Source organism: Aminobacter sp. Y103A (genome assembly GCF_030294925.1).
Lineage (GTDB): Bacteria > Pseudomonadota > Alphaproteobacteria > Rhizobiales > Rhizobiaceae > Aminobacter > Aminobacter ciceronei.
Genome location: NZ_AP017986.1, coordinates 376,991 through 392,344, shown reverse-complemented (window position 1 = coordinate 392,344; position 15,354 = coordinate 376,991). Strand labels below are relative to the sequence as shown.

The window sequence follows — 15,354 nt, the reverse complement described above, 5'->3', positions numbered from 1 at the left end:
GCAGATCAGCCGACGATCAGTTCGGTCCACTTCTGGTTAATCCAGTCGGCCTTGGTGGTGTAGAGATCGTAGCGCGGGATGATCGGCGGGATGTCGGACGACACGCCGGCGAACTGTTCCGCCGTCAGGTCGGTCAGCTCGCGCTTGACCGTCGGTGCGGTGCCGACCTTGCGCGACATCAGCGCCTGTACCGCCGGCTGGCACATATGGTCGATGAAGGCATGCGCCTCTTCTGTCTTCTTCGAGGCGCGCGACAGCACCCACGAGCCGGAATCCTGGATGCCGCCTTCCTTGGGAAAGGTCGAGCGCACGGGCTGGCCCTCGGCGGCGGCGAGGCCGGTGACGTCGTGGTAATACTGCCCCATCGGAATCTCGCCCGACTTCAGCGCCTGTTCGAACTGCGCCTCGTCGCGATACCACAGGCGGACATTCGGCTTGACCTCGGCGAGCTTCTCCAGCGCCTTCTGGATGCCTTCCTCGGTGTCGAGCGCCTTGGTGCCGCCCATGAAAGTGGTCGCCGTCACCTCGAGCAGGAAGGAGTTGGAGGCGAGCGCCAGCAGGCCGAGCTTGTCGGCATTGGCCGGATCCCAGAACGCAGCCCAGCTGTCGGGCGCGGTCGGGAAGACGTTGGTGTTGGTGACCAGCGTGATGTACCAGGCAACAGCACCGATGCCGGCGACGCGTCCATCAGGATATTTGTTGATGAAATGCTCGATCAGGTTCGAGCTGTTCTTGATCTTGGCGAGGTCGAGCGGTGCCCACAGCTCGGTCGACTGGCCCTTGAGCATCGAAGTCTGCGACATCATCGACAGGTCGGCCGGCGCCTGGCCTGCCTTGGCCGCCTGCTCCAGCTGCACCAGCCAGGCTTCGCCGGTCGGCTCGGCGACGGATTCGACCGCGATGCCGGTCGCCTTGGTGAATTCGGGGAAGATGTGCTCGTCGAACGACTTCTTGAAGTAGCCGCCATAGACGCCGATCTTGATCGACTTGTCCTGGGCTTTGAGGATCGACGGCATCGCCAGAAGGCTTGCCGAAGCGACGCCCGCGCCCAGCACGGCGCGCCGGCTGATCGGATGGTTCAGGATCTTGGTCATCTCAGTTCTCCTCATTTGGCGCTGGCTTTGTGCCAGCTGTTCCCTGTCGTTATTGTGATGGGCGGTTCAGTGTGCTGCGGCACGGGCCTCCAATGAACGGGCATACTGGGTCAGGGGGTAGCACAGCACGAAGAAGATCAGCGCCACCAGCCCATAGACGGTGAAGGGTTCGAACGTCGCGTTGTTGATGGCGTTCGAGGTCCGGAGCAGTTCCTCAAAGCCGATGATCGAGGTCAGTGCAGTTGCCTTGATCAGCTGGACGAGGAAACCGACAACCGGGGCCCGGGTGATGGCGAAGGCCTGCGGCAGGATGATCAGGCGCAGTTCCTGCAGGTAGTGCAGGCCGAGGCTGGCGCCGGCATCCCACTGGCCGCGCGGCAAGGCATCGACGCCGCTGCGCCAGATTTCGGCGAGATAGGCGCTGGCAAAGAAGGTCAGGCCGAGCACCGCCGCCGTCCATGGCTCGATCCGGAAGCCCAGCATCGGCAGGCCGAAGAACATCAGGAACAGCTGCATCAGCAAGGGCGTACCCTGGAACAAGGCGATATAGCCGCTGGCGAAGCGCCGTGCCCATTTGGCCTTGGAGATGCGCAACAACAGGATGGCGACGCCGACAATGCCGCCGCCGGCGAACGCCGCGATCGACAGCAACACGGTCCACCGTGTGGCGAAGATCAGGTTGCGCGCAATGTCCCAGAAGGTGAACTCGATCATGATACACCTGCCGAAAGCGTGCGGCGCCCTATGCCGACGAGCAGGCGGCGCAACAAGATCGACAAGCCGAGATAGATCATCGCCACGACGAAATAGGTTTCGAAGGGACGGAATGTCCGCGCCTGCAGCATGTCGGCCTCGTAGGTGAGTTCACTCACTGCGATCTGCGACACGACCGAAGACTCGAGCATCATGATCACGATCTGGCTCGTCAGCGCGGGGAAGATGACCTTCAGTGCCTGCGGCAACACGATCTTGACGAAGACCTGGCGTGGCCGCAAGCCCAAAGCAGCGGCCGCCTCGCGCTGGCCCCTCGGCACCGCGTCGAGGCCGGCGCCGACGATCTCGGTGGTGTAGGCTGCCATGTTGAGCGTCATCGCCAGGATGGCGGCGACGATCGGGTCGAGCCGTATGCCGAGGCTGGGCAGGCCGAAGAAGATGAAGAACAGCTGTACCAGGAACGGCGTGTTCCTGATCACCTCGACATAGCAGGTGATGGCCCGCTGGAGCCATTTCGGCCCGTTGCGACGACCGGCGGCGGCAGCGATGGAAATGACTGTGCCGGCGATCGTCGTCACGACGATCAGCAACACCGTCATGGCGGCGCCGCGGGCGATCGCGCCCACGGCCCCTTCAAGCCAGCCGAAGTCGAGGCTGTAGCTCACGGCTCAGTCCTTGAGGTTCTCGGGGTTGAGCGGAACCTTGAGCCAGGCCTCGGACGACTTCGACAGCCGGCCGTCGGTGAGCATCGCCGCGACCGTGTCGTTGATGACCTTCTTCAGGCCTTCCTCGTTCTTGTTGAGGCCGATATGCGACGGCGAGGTCAAGAGCTGGAACTTCTGCTCCGGCTTAAGCGCCTCCTGGCGCGCCAGCACCTGGGCGCCAACGTCGTTGCCCACCACCATCAGCTGGGTCTGGCCCGAGATGAAGGCCTGGATGACGGCGTTGTAGTTGTCGAAGCGCTTGATGTCGGCGGAAGCCGGGGCGGCCTCGGTTAGCGAGGTGTCCTCGAGCGTGCCGCGGTTGACGGCGATCGACTTGTCGCCAAGGTCTTCCTTGCCCGCCACCTTGAGTTCGGCCGGGCCGATCACGGCGATGTAGTAAGGCGCGTAGGCCGCTGCGAAATCGATGACCTCTTCGCGTTCCTTGGAGTAGCCGACGCTCATCAGAAGGTCGACGCGCTTGTCGGTGAGGTAGGGGATGCGGTTCTGGCCGGTCACCGGCACCGGGTTGAGCTTGACCTTGAGGGCGTCGGCGATCGCCTGGGCGACGTCCATGTCGTAGCCCTTGAGGCTCATGTCGGCGCTGGCGGAAGAGAAAGGCGGAAAGTCGGCAAAGACGCCGACATTGATCTGGCCGGCCTTGGCAATGTCTTCCAGCGCGTCGGCATTGGCCTGCTGCAGGCCGAAGATGATGCTGCCCGCGACGATGAGGGCGGCGACTGTCTGATGCAGTGCGGTCTTGATGTTCATGTTTCGGTTCCCTCTGGATTGATTGATTTGTCGGTTGCGGTCGTTGCCGCCCGGCCGCCGCTTCCAGTCACGGCGGCCAGTATTGATCTGTCCGGTCAGTCCTTCTTGCCGGTGACGAAGGGGCTGAACAGCATCAGGCTGAGGATCTCGAACAGCACCTGGGCGCCGGCATGGGCAGTGTTGGTGGTCGAGTCGTATTGCGGCGCCACCTCGACGACGTCACCGCCGACAAGGTTCAGGCCCTTGAGGCCACGGATGATCTCCAGCACCTCGCGCGTCGTCAGGCCGCCGACCTCGGGCGTACCGGTACCGGGCGCGAAGGACGGGTCGAGGCTGTCAATGTCGAAGGACAAGTAGGTCGGGCCATCACCGACGATCTTCTTTGCCTTCTCGATGACCGCGGGGATGCCCAGGCCGGTGATCTCCTCGGCATGCACAATCGTCATGCCGGATTCATAGGAAAACTCCCAGAGATATTCGGCCGAGCCGCGGATGCCGATCTGGATGACGCGGCTCGGGTCGAGCACACCGTCGAGCACGGCGTTGCGGAACGGGCCGCCATGGTGGAACTTGGTCAGGTCGTAGGCGCCGCCGGTGTCGCAATGGGCGTCGATGTGGATCATGCCGACCGGGCGGTTCTTGCCGACAGCCTTGAGAATCGGGTGGGTGATCGAATGGTCGCCGCCGACCGACAGCGGTACCACGCCGGCGTCGACGATCTGGCCGATGCGACGCTCTATGTCCTCATGGCTGAGCTCGAGCCGGTAGCGGCTGCGGAACGGCACGTCGCCGATATCGGCCACGCGCAGCTCCTGCACCGGGGCGCAGTCGAGCACATGGTTGTAGGGGCCGATGCGCTCGATGGTGCGCAGCGCGCGCGGGCCGAAGCGCGAACCCGGACGGTTGGTCACGCCGAGATCCATCGGCACGCCGATCATCGCCACCTGCAGGTCGCCGAAATCGGGGTTGTCGTTGTCGACCTGGAGATAGGGCGCAGTCAGGAAGGTCGGGATGCCCGAATAGGGCGCAAGCCGGGTGCCGGCCTTGTTGAAGATCTTGTCGGCGACGCGGCGGAACTTCGGGTCGAACAGATCGCCGCCATGGCCTTCGCCATACTTCTTGCGCAGCTCGTCGAGCTTTTTGACGTCGAAACCCATGCTATCCTCCTGTGGTCCAAGACGGCAAAGCGGGGCGATCGCCTGCGGCCGCCCGCTCCCGGCGTCCGGCCTGATATCTCGTGTCCCCGCATGCTTTTTGCTTGTTGTGGAGCGAGTTTCCGGCAGCGCCGTTGAAATAGCAATTGATAATGTTAAGCTTAGCGCTGTGAGATTTTCTCACAATGCCTCGTCCCTCGCGTGGAGTTGCGATGTCCCGCCGCCTGCCCCCGCTCAACCCGCTGCGCGCCTTCGAGGCGACCGCCCGCCATGGCTCGCTGACCAAGGCGGCGGGCGAGCTCAACGTCACCCACGGCGCTATCAGCCACCAGATCCGCGCGCTCGAGGCGACGCTCAAGGTCAAGCTTCTGGAGCGTGCCGGCTCGCGCCTGAAGCTTACTCCGCAGGGCGCCGAGCTTCTGCCTGCCGTCACCGGCGCCTTCGAAAGCATCGCGTCCGCCACCGCGCGCATGACCCGGCCGACGAGCTCGGGCAAGCTCACCGTCTCTTGCGTCCCGGCGCTTTTGTCGCTGTGGTTGGTGCCGCGTATCGGCGGCTTCACCACGCGTTATCCTGGCATCAGCCTCAGCCTCGACGCCTCCAACGACCCACGCGACATCCATTCACCCGACGTCGACGTCTGCGTCCTCTATGGCAATGGCAGTTGGACCGATTGCTGGCTGAAGAAGTGGTCGACGCTGGAGCTGTTTCCCGTCGTCAGCCCGACGCTGATCAACAACCGGCCGATCCGCAGCGTCCGCGACCTCGCCGACCACGTCCTGCTCCATGCCGATGACGGCCGCGAATGGCACACCTGGCTTGCCGCCGCCGACGCGCTCGACGTCAAGCCGGTGCAACAGCACCGCATGGCCGGTGCCAGCCTGACCACGGAAGCCGCCGTGCACGGCCATGGCCTGGCGCTGGGCGACACGGTGACGGCATCGAGCCTGCTCGCCCGCGGTCAACTGGTCACGCCCTTCAACCTGTCGGTGCCGGCTGTCGATGCTTTTTATGTCGTCTGCCGCAACGAGGTGCGCTCGGCGCCCATCGTGCAGTCCTTCATCGACTGGCTGTTTGCCGAGCGCGAGGAACTTCCCGCCCGCACCGAGCAGGCCGTCACCGGTCAGATCAGCATCCGCAAGCGGCGCGGCCAGAAGGCCGCCGTTGCCGGCTAAAACAATTCCAGGAAAAGTGCGTAGCGTCCGGAACTGCGTCGAAACGAAGAGCCAGAGAGGTTCTGCGATTCGAAGAAGGCGGACCCACTCCAGCGATTAACTTGATTGGACGATGCAACTATAGGGCCAGCGTTGCTTTTTTCGCGTCTTAAGCTTGATCGCCCCGGCGCTATATCCCAATGCTAGCAACGAGGAATGCGGCGCGCGCCGGCCCGGCGGGCGGACGCGCCAAGGAGGACTGAAGCGGCATGGCCAGGACCGACATTGCAAGGCGGGTGTATAACCACACCTGGAAGCTCGATCCGATCGTCCGATCCCTGCTCGACACCGATTTCTACAAGCTGCTGATGCTGCAGATGATCTGGGGCATGCACCCCAATGTCGACGCCACCTTCTCGCTGATCAACCGCGCCACCTCGGTCAAACTTGCCGAGGAGATCGACGAGGGCGAGTTGCGCGAGCAGCTCGACCATGCCCGCACGCTGCGCTTCTCCAAGAAGGAGATGATCTGGCTCGGCGGCAACAATTTCTACGGCCGCAAACAGATCTTCGAGCCGGAATTCCTGGCCTGGCTCGAGAACTTCCAGCTGCCCCCCTACCACCTGGAAAAGCGCGACGGCCAGTACGAACTGACCTTCGCCGGTCCCTGGGTGATGACCTCGATGTGGGAAATCCCGGCTCTCGCCATCATCAACGAGCTGCGCTCGCGCTCGGCGATGAAGGCCTTCGGCCCCTTCGCGCTCGACGTGCTTTATGCCCGCGCCAAGGCCAAGATGTGGGACAAGACCGAGCGGCTGAAGATGCTGCCCGAGATCAAGATCTCCGATTTCGGCACCCGCCGCCGCCACTCCTTCCTGTGGCAGCGCTGGTGCGTCGAGGCGCTCAAGGAGGGCATCGGCGAGGCCTTCACCGGCACCTCCAACGTGCTGCTGGCCATGGACACCGACCTTGAGGCGCTCGGCACCAACGCGCATGAGCTGCCGATGGTCTATGCCGCGCTTGCCAATTCAGAAGACGAGCTCAAGCAGTCGCCCTACAAGGTGCTGCGCGACTGGCAGCGCTATTATGGCGGCAACCTTTTGATCGTCTTACCCGATGCCTTCGGCACGGCGGCCTTCCTGCGCGACGCGCCCGACTGGGTCGCCGACTGGACCGGTTTCCGCCCCGACAGCGCCCCGCCGATCGAAGGCGGCGAGCGCATCATCGACTGGTGGCGCAAGAAGGGCCAGGACCCCCGTTCGAAGCTGCTGATCTTCTCCGACGGCCTCGACGTCGACACCATCATCGAGACCTACCGCCACTTCGAGGGCAAGGTGCGCATGTCCTTTGGCTGGGGCACCAACCTCACCAACGACTTCGAGGGCTGCGCGCCCAAGGAAACCGACCGCCTCAACGCCATCTCGCTGGTCTGCAAGGTCACCGAGGCCAATGGCCGCCCGGCGGTCAAGCTCTCCGACAACCCCGCCAAGGCCACCGGCGACAGACAAGAAATCGCCCGCTATCTGCGCATCTTCGGCGAGAAGGACCGGGTGGAGCAGTTGGTGAAGGTTTAGGGGTGGCTTGGGGCTTGAATTTGGGTTTCCTTCAACCTCTCATTCCTTCGCACCCCGCTCTGCCCGGCCGGGTATCTCCCCCACAAGGAGAGAGATTAGTCTCGTTGCCGGCGGCGCTCATTCTGCAACGTTGTATGGATGAGCCTTTGCAACGTTGGTAGTTGGCCGGGCGGCTGATGAAGACGTGATCTCCCTCCTTGTGGGGGAGATGGCCGGCAGGCCAGAGGGAGGTGCGAAGGTCGCGAGGCTAAAGGGTTGCCTCGCAAAGCGCGAGCGTCACCACCTGTCGCCATCCGCCGTCGATAGTCGCACCCTTCCCGCGACCCCGACCATGTGGCACACCGGCAAGGTGATGCGCGGAACCAACACAGCCACAACCGTCCAACGCAAAGCGGCAGCAGTGCTTGCCGCATGCGCTGCCGCCGCATCGCACACCTCGCCCGCTTTCGCCCATGCCTCCGACCGTGGCCATGTGCTGCTTTTGCCGACCGGGCATTACATAGCCGGCGCAGCGTTCGCGGTGGCGGCGAGTTTTCTGGTACTGGCACTGCTGCCGCCGGCGCGGCTGGTGTCCATCTGGCGCAAGCGCCTGCCGCTCGGCTCCATCCCTGATCTACGGTTGCCTGCGAGCCTCGCCGCCTTCGCCGTCTTCGCAGTGTTGATCACAGCGGGCTTCATCGGCTCGCGCGACCCGCTGTCCAACCCGCTGCCCCTGACGGTCTGGACACTGCTCTGGGTCGGGCTCACGCTGGCCCAGGGCCTGTGCGGCAATCTCTGGTCCTGGCTCAACCCATGGTACGGACCTTATCGCTTGGTCACAGGAGCCTTGGGTGCCAAGGCTCGGCAAAAGCCCCCACTGCATCTTCCCGAATGGCTCGGCTACTGGCCCGCAGTCATTCTGTTCTTCGCCTTCGCCTGGTTCGAGCTGATCGACCCCGCCCCGGACGATCCGGCACGCCTCGCCATGGCCGCCGGCCTCTACTGGATCATCTCCTTCACCGCCATGCTGGCCTTCGGCTTCGAGCGCTGGAGCCGTCAGGGCGAATTCCTCTCGGCCTTCTTCGCCATGATCGGCCGCTTCGGCATCGTCGAGGCAAGCAAGGACCGGTCCCGCCTGCGCCTTGCCCTGTGCTGGCCGGGCGCCAAGCTTTACCAAGCCGAAGCGCTGCCGCCCGCGGGGGCGCTGTTCCTGCTCGCGACCCTCGCTTCGGTATCGTTTGACGGCTTTTCGAAGACGTTCTTCTGGCTCGGGCTCAACAGCATCAACCCGCTCGAACTGCCCGGCCGCACCGCGCTGGTCGCCACCAACAGCTTCGGCCTGATGGCGATGTTCGTTGCACTCGCCGGCGTCGGACTGCTCGCGGTCGTCGCGGGCGAAAGGCTGGTCCGCAGTCCCGCGCCGCTGCCCGAGGCCGCCGGCCTGTTCGTCTGGTCGATCGTTCCCATCGCGCTGGCCTATCACTTCTCGCACTATCTGACGGCACTTCTGGTCAACGGCCAATACGCGCTGGTGGCGCTGTCGGATCCGTTCGCCTTGGGCTGGAACCTGCTCGGCACAGCCCACATGCCGGTCGAGGCCGGCATCGCCATGGGCGCGCATTCGGCTTGGCTGCTGTGGAACCTCCAGGCGGCGGCGATCGTCGGCGGGCATGTGCTGGCGGTGCTCGTCGCCCATGTGTTTGCCTGGCGAATGCACCCCAATGCGGCCAGTGCCTCGCTCAGCCAGTTGCCGCTCACCGTGCTGATGATCGGCTACACCGTTTTCGGCCTCTGGCTGCTCTCGACAGCAACGGCGGGATAGTGCAAATGCAGGTGGATTTTGACCTTGGGGAAGCAACTATTGCCACGTCCAGGGATTGGTGATCTAGTTTGTATACATGCAATTTTTCGCCCTCGGCGGAAGGGCTGCCAATCCGCACGATCGTTGGTCAAAGGACACGGCAAGGGGACAGGGCATGACTGACAGCAATCGCTTCTTCGACCTCGGAAAATCGCGCCTCAGCCGCCGCACGGCGCTGAAAGGCATCGCCGCCGGCGCCGGCCTGATGGCAGCCCCGGGTTTCGTGCGCTACTCACAGGCGCAATCTTCCGCTCCGATCAAGATCGGCTTCCAGGCCCACCGCACCGGCATCGGCGCCGCCTATGGCCGCTGGTACGAAAAGACCACCAACGCCGCCGTCAAGCTGATCAACGATGCCGGCGGCATCAACGGACGGCCGGTCGAGATCATTGTCGAGGATGACGGCACCGACCCCAAGCGCGGCGCCGAAGTGGTGGCGAAATTCGCCAGCCAGCACAAGACCGACATCGTCTTCGGCACGCTGTTCTCGCATGTCGTCGTCGGCTCGGCACCTACCGCCGGCGAGCTCAAGATCCCCTATTATGTCGTCAGCGAAGGCTATCACGTCGCCTCGGGTAAGCTGAACCGCTGGGTGTTCCAGCCCGGCATCACCGACGTGCGCTCGCAGGTCACCTCGGTCGCGCCCTGGGTCGCGGCCAACCTTGGCAAGAAGGTGACGATGATCTATCCGGACTACGCTTTCGGCTACGACCATCGCGACTATTTCGCGCCCGCCATCAAGGCGCAGGGCGGCGAGGTCGTCGCCCAGATTCCGATCCCGCCGACCGAAAGCTCGTTCACCAAATACCTGCCGCAGATCCCTGCCGACACCGAGGTGCTGTACCACGTCATGGTCGGCCCAGGCGTTTTGACCTTCGTCAAGGAGCTCGGCGAATTCTACGGCTCGACCAAGCCGCAGCTGTTCGGCTTCATCGACTCGCTCGAGGCCGTCGACATCAACAGCCCGGGCCTCGAATTCCTCGACGGCAGCCATTTCTGGGAAGGCTCGCCGCGCTACGCCCAAGCCAATGACAGCGAGGCGCAGAAGGCGTATCGCGCCGCCGTCGGCATCGACGACAACGGCGCCTCGACGACGGATGCCAAGGACGTCTCGACCGCCGCCCACATGTTCGGCTGCTGGGAAACGCTCTACGTCATCAAGAAGGCGATGGAGGATTCAGGCTACAAGGGGCCCGAAGACCGCGCCAAGCTTGTCGAGGCGACCGAGGCGCTGACCGCGTTCAAGGAAGGTCCCGAGCACCCGCAGGGCGACAAGACGTTCAACGGCAAGATCCACCAGGTCTTCGGCCACCAGAACATCTCCAAGGTCGAAGGCGGCAAGCTCAACGTCGTCCACCGGACCTCGATCGAGGACGGTCTGTACGAGCCGGAGGCGGACTACACGACGCAGCCGTTGTGAGGGTACGGCGATAGACTGGCCTGTAATGCGCTCGACGTTGCCCCCCTCTGGCCTGCCGGCCATTTCCCCCACAAGGGGGGAGATAAGCAGCTCTGTCGCCACTGCCATCTTGCACCGTCCGTGGTTGGCGCAGATATCAGCGTCAGCTGATCTCCTCCCTTGTGGCGGAAATGGCCGGCAGGCCAGAGGGGGGTGCGACGAAGCGCAACCCAGGTGGGTTGGCTAGTGGCCTTCTTCCCGCATCTCCTGCTTGCCACGCTCGAAGGCCTGGTCACCTCGGCAGTGCTGGCGCTGACAGCGCTTGGCCTGTCGCTGGTGTTCGGCGTGATGCGCATCGTCAATGTCGCGCATGGCGAATTCTTCATGCTCGGCGCCGTGCTCGCATGGGCGATCACCACAGCCGTTGGTGGACACCCAGCTCTCGGCTTCGCCGCAGCCCTGGTGCTGGCGCCGCTGATCGTCGGCTTCATCGCCTGGATATCTGAGCGGCTTGTCCTGCGCCGGCTCGACTACAACCCGGAAGCCACCATTGTCGCCACCATCGGCCTGCTCTACATCATCCAGCAGCTGGCTCTGACCTTCTACGGCCCCGAGGCGCGGCCGGTGACGCCGCCCTTCAACGTCCGAATCCAGCTGCCCTGGTTCGGCTACTCCGGCTACAAGCTGTCGATCATCGCCGCATCGGCGCTTTTGCTGCTTGCCACCTGGCTGGTCCTGACCCGCACGAGGATCGGCCTTGTCATGCGGGCGACTCAATACGACCGTGAGACCGCTCAGGCCTTCGGCATCCCGGTCGGACGCGTCTATGGCGCGGTGTTCGCGCTTGGCGCGATGCTCGCGGCAATCGCCGCCGTGCTGATCGTGCCGATCCAGCAGGCGCATTATTTGATGGGTCTCGACCCGCTGTTGCTGTCGTTCATCGTCGTCATCATCGGCGGGCTGGGCTCGCTGCGCGGCACCGTCATTGCCGCCCTTCTCATCGGCGTATCCGACGGCATCATCTCGGTGTTCTTCTCGCCGACCCTGGCCAAGATCATCGCCACGCTCGTCGTCGCCATGGTGCTGGTGTTCCGGCCGCAGGGCCTGTTCGGAACGGCGACAAAATGAGCGGCGACGGGGCGACGGCCAGGGTCTACGCGTTGCATGCAGTGGTCATCGCCCTGCTCGTCGCGCTCAACTTCATCCTGCCCGAATACCACCATGGCGTTCTGGCGCGGGTGCTGGTGCTGGCCGTCTTCGCCATGGGCTACAACCTTCTGTTCGGTTATGTCGGACTCTTGAGCCTCGGCCACGCCATGTTCTTCGCCGCCGGGCTCTATGGCGCCGGGCTGCCGCTCTATCATCTTGGCTGGGGCGTGGTGCCGGCCTTTGCCGGTGGCGTCGGCGCGGGCTTCCTCGTGTCGCTGATTGTCGGCCTGCTGGCGCTCCGGACTTCGGGTGTCGCCTTCATGATCGTGACCATGATGTTTGCCCAGGTGTTTTATCTCGTAACACTCTATTTCGGCGCATGGACGCGCGGCGACGAGGGGCTGGTGCTGCAGCAGCAGGCGCGGCAGATCACTTTGGGAACCGGCACGCTCGACCTGACCAACCCGGCGACGCGCTATCTCTCGGCAGTGGCGCTGTTTGCCGCTGCCCTGTTCGCCACGCTCGCCATCGTCCGCTCGCGCCACGGCCGTGTGCTGGTCGCGATCCGCGAAAACGAGGAGCGCGCGAAGATGCTTGGCTACGACACCTTCGCCAACAAGCTGGCGGCAGTCGTCACCTCGGGCGTCATCTGTGCCGCGGCCGGGGCGGCCTATGCCCTGTTGTTCGGCTATGTCGGCTCGACATTCGCCTCGGTGCAATATTCGATCCTGCCACTGCTCTGGGTGCTGCTCGGCGGTGCCGCGACCACACTCGGGCCGCTGCTCGGCACACTGTTCATGTACTACGTGATCGACATCACCAGCAGCTACACCTCGGCCTACATGCTTATTGTCGGCGCAATGCTGATCCTGTTGGTGCTCTGGTTCCGCAAGGGCGTTCTCGGCACGCTGCGCGACCGCTGGCTCGGGTGGCTGCCGTGACGGCGCTTCTGACCACCAAGGGTCTGTCGCGTCATTTCGGCGGCCTGCGCGCCGTCGACAATGTCGACTTCTCGCTTGAGCCGGGCGAGATCAGGGCGGTGATCGGCCCCAACGGCGCCGGCAAGACCACTTTCGTCAGCCTCGTCTGCGGCCGCTACGCACCGACCTCAGGCAGTATCGTCTTCGACGGCGAGGATATCACCGCCATGCCGGCGCATCTGCGGGTCCGGCGCGGCATCGCCTACACCTTCCAGATCACCAGCGTCTTCGCCAATCTCAGCGCCTACGACAACGTCGCCCTGCCGGTACAGCGCACACTGACCGACGGCCGGTCGCGCGGCGCGGTGCGGCAAGGGGCGATTGAGGCGCTGGAGCGCGTCGGCCTCGCTGGCCGCGCGCATGAGCAGGCCGGCGCTCTGGCCTATGGCCACCAGCGGCTGCTCGAGGTGGCCATGGGCCTGGCGCTCAGGCCGCGTCTGCTCATTCTCGACGAACCGACGCAGGGCCTGTCGGACGGCGAGATCGAGAACTTCATCGCCCTGGCCCGCGAGATCGCCCGTGACGCCACCATCCTGCTGATCGAGCACAACATGCCCGTTGTCATGGCGCTGGCCCGTCGCATCAGCGTGTTCAATGCCGGCAGGATCCTCGCCGAAGGCAGCCCGGCCGAGATCCGCGCCAACGCCGCCGTGCAAGAAGCCTATCTTGGCACCGCTCAGGAGGCCGAAGCATGAATGCGGCGCTGACGATATCAGGCCTCGACTGCTTTTACGGCGAAGTGCAGGTGCTGCACGGCCTCGACCTCGAACTGCGCAAGGGCGAGGTGCTGTGCCTGCTCGGCCGTAACGGCGCCGGCAAGACCACGACGCTGAAGGCGATCATGGGGCTGGTGCCGGCGCGTGCGGGCTCGATCAGGCTGGGCGAATGCGTGCTGACCGAGCTCCCTGCGCACGAGGTGCCAAAGGCGGGTGTGGCCTATGTGCCGCAAGGGCGCCGGCTGTTTGCCGAGCTGACCGTCGCCGAAAACATCGAGATCGGCCTGATGACCCGCAACAGGGGCAAGGCGGTGCGCGACAGCGTGCTCGACCTGTTCCCGCTGTTGCGCGACCGGCTGAAGCAGCGCTCCGGCACGTTGTCGGGCGGCGAGCAGCAGATGCTGGCCATGGCGCGCGCGCTGTGTGTTGAACCCGAGGTCCTGCTGCTCGACGAGCCGACCGAAGGGCTGATGCCGTCGATGATCGCCAAGATCCGCGAAACCGTGGCCAGGCTGCGCGAGCGCGGGGTCTCGACCATTCTCGTCGAACAGCGCGTCGACGCCGTGCTGCCCGTCGCCGATCGCGTCGCCTTCATTGAGAACGGTCGCAACCGCGAGACGGTGGACGTGGGGCGGCTGCGCGAGGATCCTGGGATGGTCAGGCGCTATGTCGGCGTGGGTTAGGCGAAGAACACAAACCCCGCGATCAGGAAGGTCGGGATCAGCATCGCGCTCGACCACAGCATGTAGCCGAAAAAGCCGGGCATCCTGACCCCGCTTTCCCGGGCGATGGCGTAGACCATGAAGTTCGGCGCATTGCCGATATAGGTGTTGGCGCCCATGAACACGGCGCCGGCCGAGATCGCCACCAGTGTTGTGGCAAAGGTCGTCATCAGCGCCTGTGGGTCTCCGCCGGCAAGCTCGAAGAAGACGAGATAGGTCGGCGCATTGTCGAGGAAGGACGACAGCACGCCCGTCAGCCAGAAATAGGCGAGGTTGTCAGGCTCGCCGCCCGGTCCGGTGACCAGCGCCACCAGCGGCGCGAAAGCCCCATCTAGCCCGGCGCGCAGGATGGCGATGACGGGCACGATGCAAACGAAGATGCCGGCAAACAGCTTGGCCACTTCGAGAATAGGACCCCATGAAAACCCGTTGGCGGCGCGGTATTCCTTGCGGGTGACCGCCAGTGACACGAAGGCCAATGCCAAGATGATGGCGTCACGGACGAGGTTCTGAAGTTCGACATGGACGCCGTAGACGGAGAACGCGACGCCGGGCTTCCATGACGCCGACATCAGGATCGCGGCGATGACACCGGCGAGCAAAGCGATATTGGCAAGTCCGCGGATGCGCACCTTCGAATGTGGTGTCGGGTCCTTGACCTTGGGCTCCCCGGACTCGCGCCGGTGAAAGTGCCAATCGACGGCGAGGAAGGCGGCCAGCACGATGCCGCCGACCAACAGCGCCTCGCGCCAGAGATGGACGGTGGTCCAGAAGAAGTCTACGCCGCGCAGAAAGCCGACGAACAGCGGTGGGTCGCCGAGCGGCGTCAGCGAGCCGCCGATGTTGGACACCAGGAAGATGAAGAAGACGATGACATGGGCGTTGAACGGCCGGTTGTCGTTGGCGCGGATCACCGGCCGGATCATGATCATCGACGCGCCGGTGGTGCCGACGACGGAGGCCAGCAACGCGCCAATGACCAGAAGGCCGGCATTGATGAGCGGCGTGCCCTGGATGTTGCCTGCCACCAGGATGCCGCCCGAGATGGTGAAAAGGGCAAACAAAAGAATGATGAAGGACATGTATTCGAGCAGCAGCGTGTGCAGCACGGCCTCGACTGAGATGTCGAAGCCGAAAGACAGCGCCATCGGCACCACCACCAGCGCCGCCCAGCCGGCTGTGATCTTGCCGTAGTGCTGCTCCCAGAGGTGCGGATAAAGCAGCGGCCCGGTGGCGATGGAGAGCAGCAATCCCGCAAACGGCAGTGCCCACACCAACGACATCGTCGCCCCGGGCAATCCCTGCTCGGCAGCCAGCGCGGTGCTTGCACTCGCCAGCAGGCAGGCCAGCGCCAGAGACGCTGCCGCAATACGCGAACCCTTCATG

The 15,354-nt window shown here is 64.4% G+C and carries 14 protein-coding genes; 8 read left to right on the top strand and 6 right to left on the bottom strand.

The window, feature by feature from the left end; all coding sequences use genetic code 11:
- Positions 1–5: 5 nt before the first annotated feature.
- The 5 genes from Amn_RS01820 to speB all read right to left on the bottom strand — a co-directional run bounded on the left by Amn_RS01820 (position 6) and on the right by speB (position 4,437).
- Positions 6–1,094 carry an ABC transporter substrate-binding protein gene (locus tag Amn_RS01820; protein WP_154385749.1) on the bottom strand — a complete coding sequence of 363 codons (1,089 nt, stop codon included), beginning with the start codon at positions 1,092–1,094 and terminating at the stop codon, positions 6–8.
- A 66-nt stretch (positions 1,095–1,160) separates the two neighbouring features.
- Positions 1,161–1,808 carry an amino acid ABC transporter permease gene (locus tag Amn_RS01815; protein WP_067955210.1) on the bottom strand — a complete coding sequence of 216 codons (648 nt, stop codon included), beginning with the start codon at positions 1,806–1,808 and terminating at the stop codon, positions 1,161–1,163.
- Entirely contained in the window at positions 1,805–2,473 is a 669-nt protein-coding gene (locus tag Amn_RS01810) for an amino acid ABC transporter permease (protein WP_067955212.1), read from the bottom strand. Before Amn_RS01810 ends, Amn_RS01815 begins: the two co-directional genes overlap by 4 nt.
- A 3-nt stretch (positions 2,474–2,476) precedes the next feature.
- Positions 2,477–3,280, bottom strand: coding sequence for a transporter substrate-binding domain-containing protein (locus Amn_RS01805; RefSeq protein ID WP_154385748.1), 804 nt, complete (start codon positions 3,278–3,280; stop codon positions 2,477–2,479).
- 95 nt (positions 3,281–3,375) lie between these two features.
- Positions 3,376–4,437 carry an agmatinase gene (speB, locus tag Amn_RS01800; RefSeq protein WP_154385747.1) on the bottom strand — a complete coding sequence of 354 codons (1,062 nt, stop codon included), beginning with the start codon at positions 4,435–4,437 and terminating at the stop codon, positions 3,376–3,378.
- A 209-nt stretch (positions 4,438–4,646) separates the two neighbouring features.
- On the opposite strand from speB, the gene gcvA reads away from it, so the two are divergent.
- The 8 genes from gcvA to Amn_RS01760 all read left to right on the top strand — a co-directional run bounded on the left by gcvA (position 4,647) and on the right by Amn_RS01760 (position 13,929).
- On the top strand, positions 4,647–5,609 hold the full coding sequence (gene gcvA, locus Amn_RS01795) for a transcriptional regulator GcvA (protein ID WP_286294399.1): 963 nt from the start codon (positions 4,647–4,649) through the stop codon (positions 5,607–5,609).
- A 248-nt stretch (positions 5,610–5,857) separates the two neighbouring features.
- Entirely contained in the window at positions 5,858–7,162 is a 1,305-nt protein-coding gene (gene pncB / locus Amn_RS01790) for a nicotinate phosphoribosyltransferase (protein WP_286294398.1), read from the top strand.
- Positions 7,163–7,514: 352 nt separating this feature from the next.
- On the top strand, positions 7,515–8,963 hold the full coding sequence (locus tag Amn_RS01785) for a hypothetical protein (protein WP_286294397.1): 1,449 nt from the start codon (positions 7,515–7,517) through the stop codon (positions 8,961–8,963).
- Between the two features lie 154 nt (positions 8,964–9,117).
- Positions 9,118–10,422: an ABC transporter substrate-binding protein gene (locus tag Amn_RS01780; protein WP_182575106.1), complete on the top strand. Its 1,305-nt coding sequence runs from the start codon at positions 9,118–9,120 to the stop codon at positions 10,420–10,422.
- A 225-nt stretch (positions 10,423–10,647) separates the two neighbouring features.
- Positions 10,648–11,529, top strand: coding sequence for a branched-chain amino acid ABC transporter permease (locus tag Amn_RS01775; protein WP_067955222.1), 882 nt, complete (start codon positions 10,648–10,650; stop codon positions 11,527–11,529).
- Positions 11,526–12,491: a branched-chain amino acid ABC transporter permease gene (locus tag Amn_RS01770; RefSeq protein WP_286294396.1), complete on the top strand. Its 966-nt coding sequence runs from the start codon at positions 11,526–11,528 to the stop codon at positions 12,489–12,491. Before Amn_RS01775 ends, Amn_RS01770 begins: the two co-directional genes overlap by 4 nt.
- Complete coding sequence (locus Amn_RS01765; RefSeq protein ID WP_286294395.1) at positions 12,488–13,225, top strand: ABC transporter ATP-binding protein; 738 nt, start codon at positions 12,488–12,490, stop codon at positions 13,223–13,225. The genes Amn_RS01770 and Amn_RS01765 overlap by 4 nt, the downstream gene beginning before the upstream one ends.
- On the top strand, positions 13,222–13,929 hold the full coding sequence (locus Amn_RS01760) for an ABC transporter ATP-binding protein (protein ID WP_286294394.1): 708 nt from the start codon (positions 13,222–13,224) through the stop codon (positions 13,927–13,929). Before Amn_RS01765 ends, Amn_RS01760 begins: the two co-directional genes overlap by 4 nt.
- On the opposite strand, the gene Amn_RS01755 is transcribed toward Amn_RS01760, so the two are convergent.
- Positions 13,926–15,353 (bottom strand): sodium:proton antiporter, encoded by a 1,428-nt coding sequence (locus Amn_RS01755; RefSeq protein ID WP_286294393.1) that lies wholly within the window; start codon positions 15,351–15,353, stop codon positions 13,926–13,928. The genes Amn_RS01760 and Amn_RS01755 overlap by 4 nt on opposite strands.
- Between the last annotated feature and the right edge of the window lies 1 nt (position 15,354).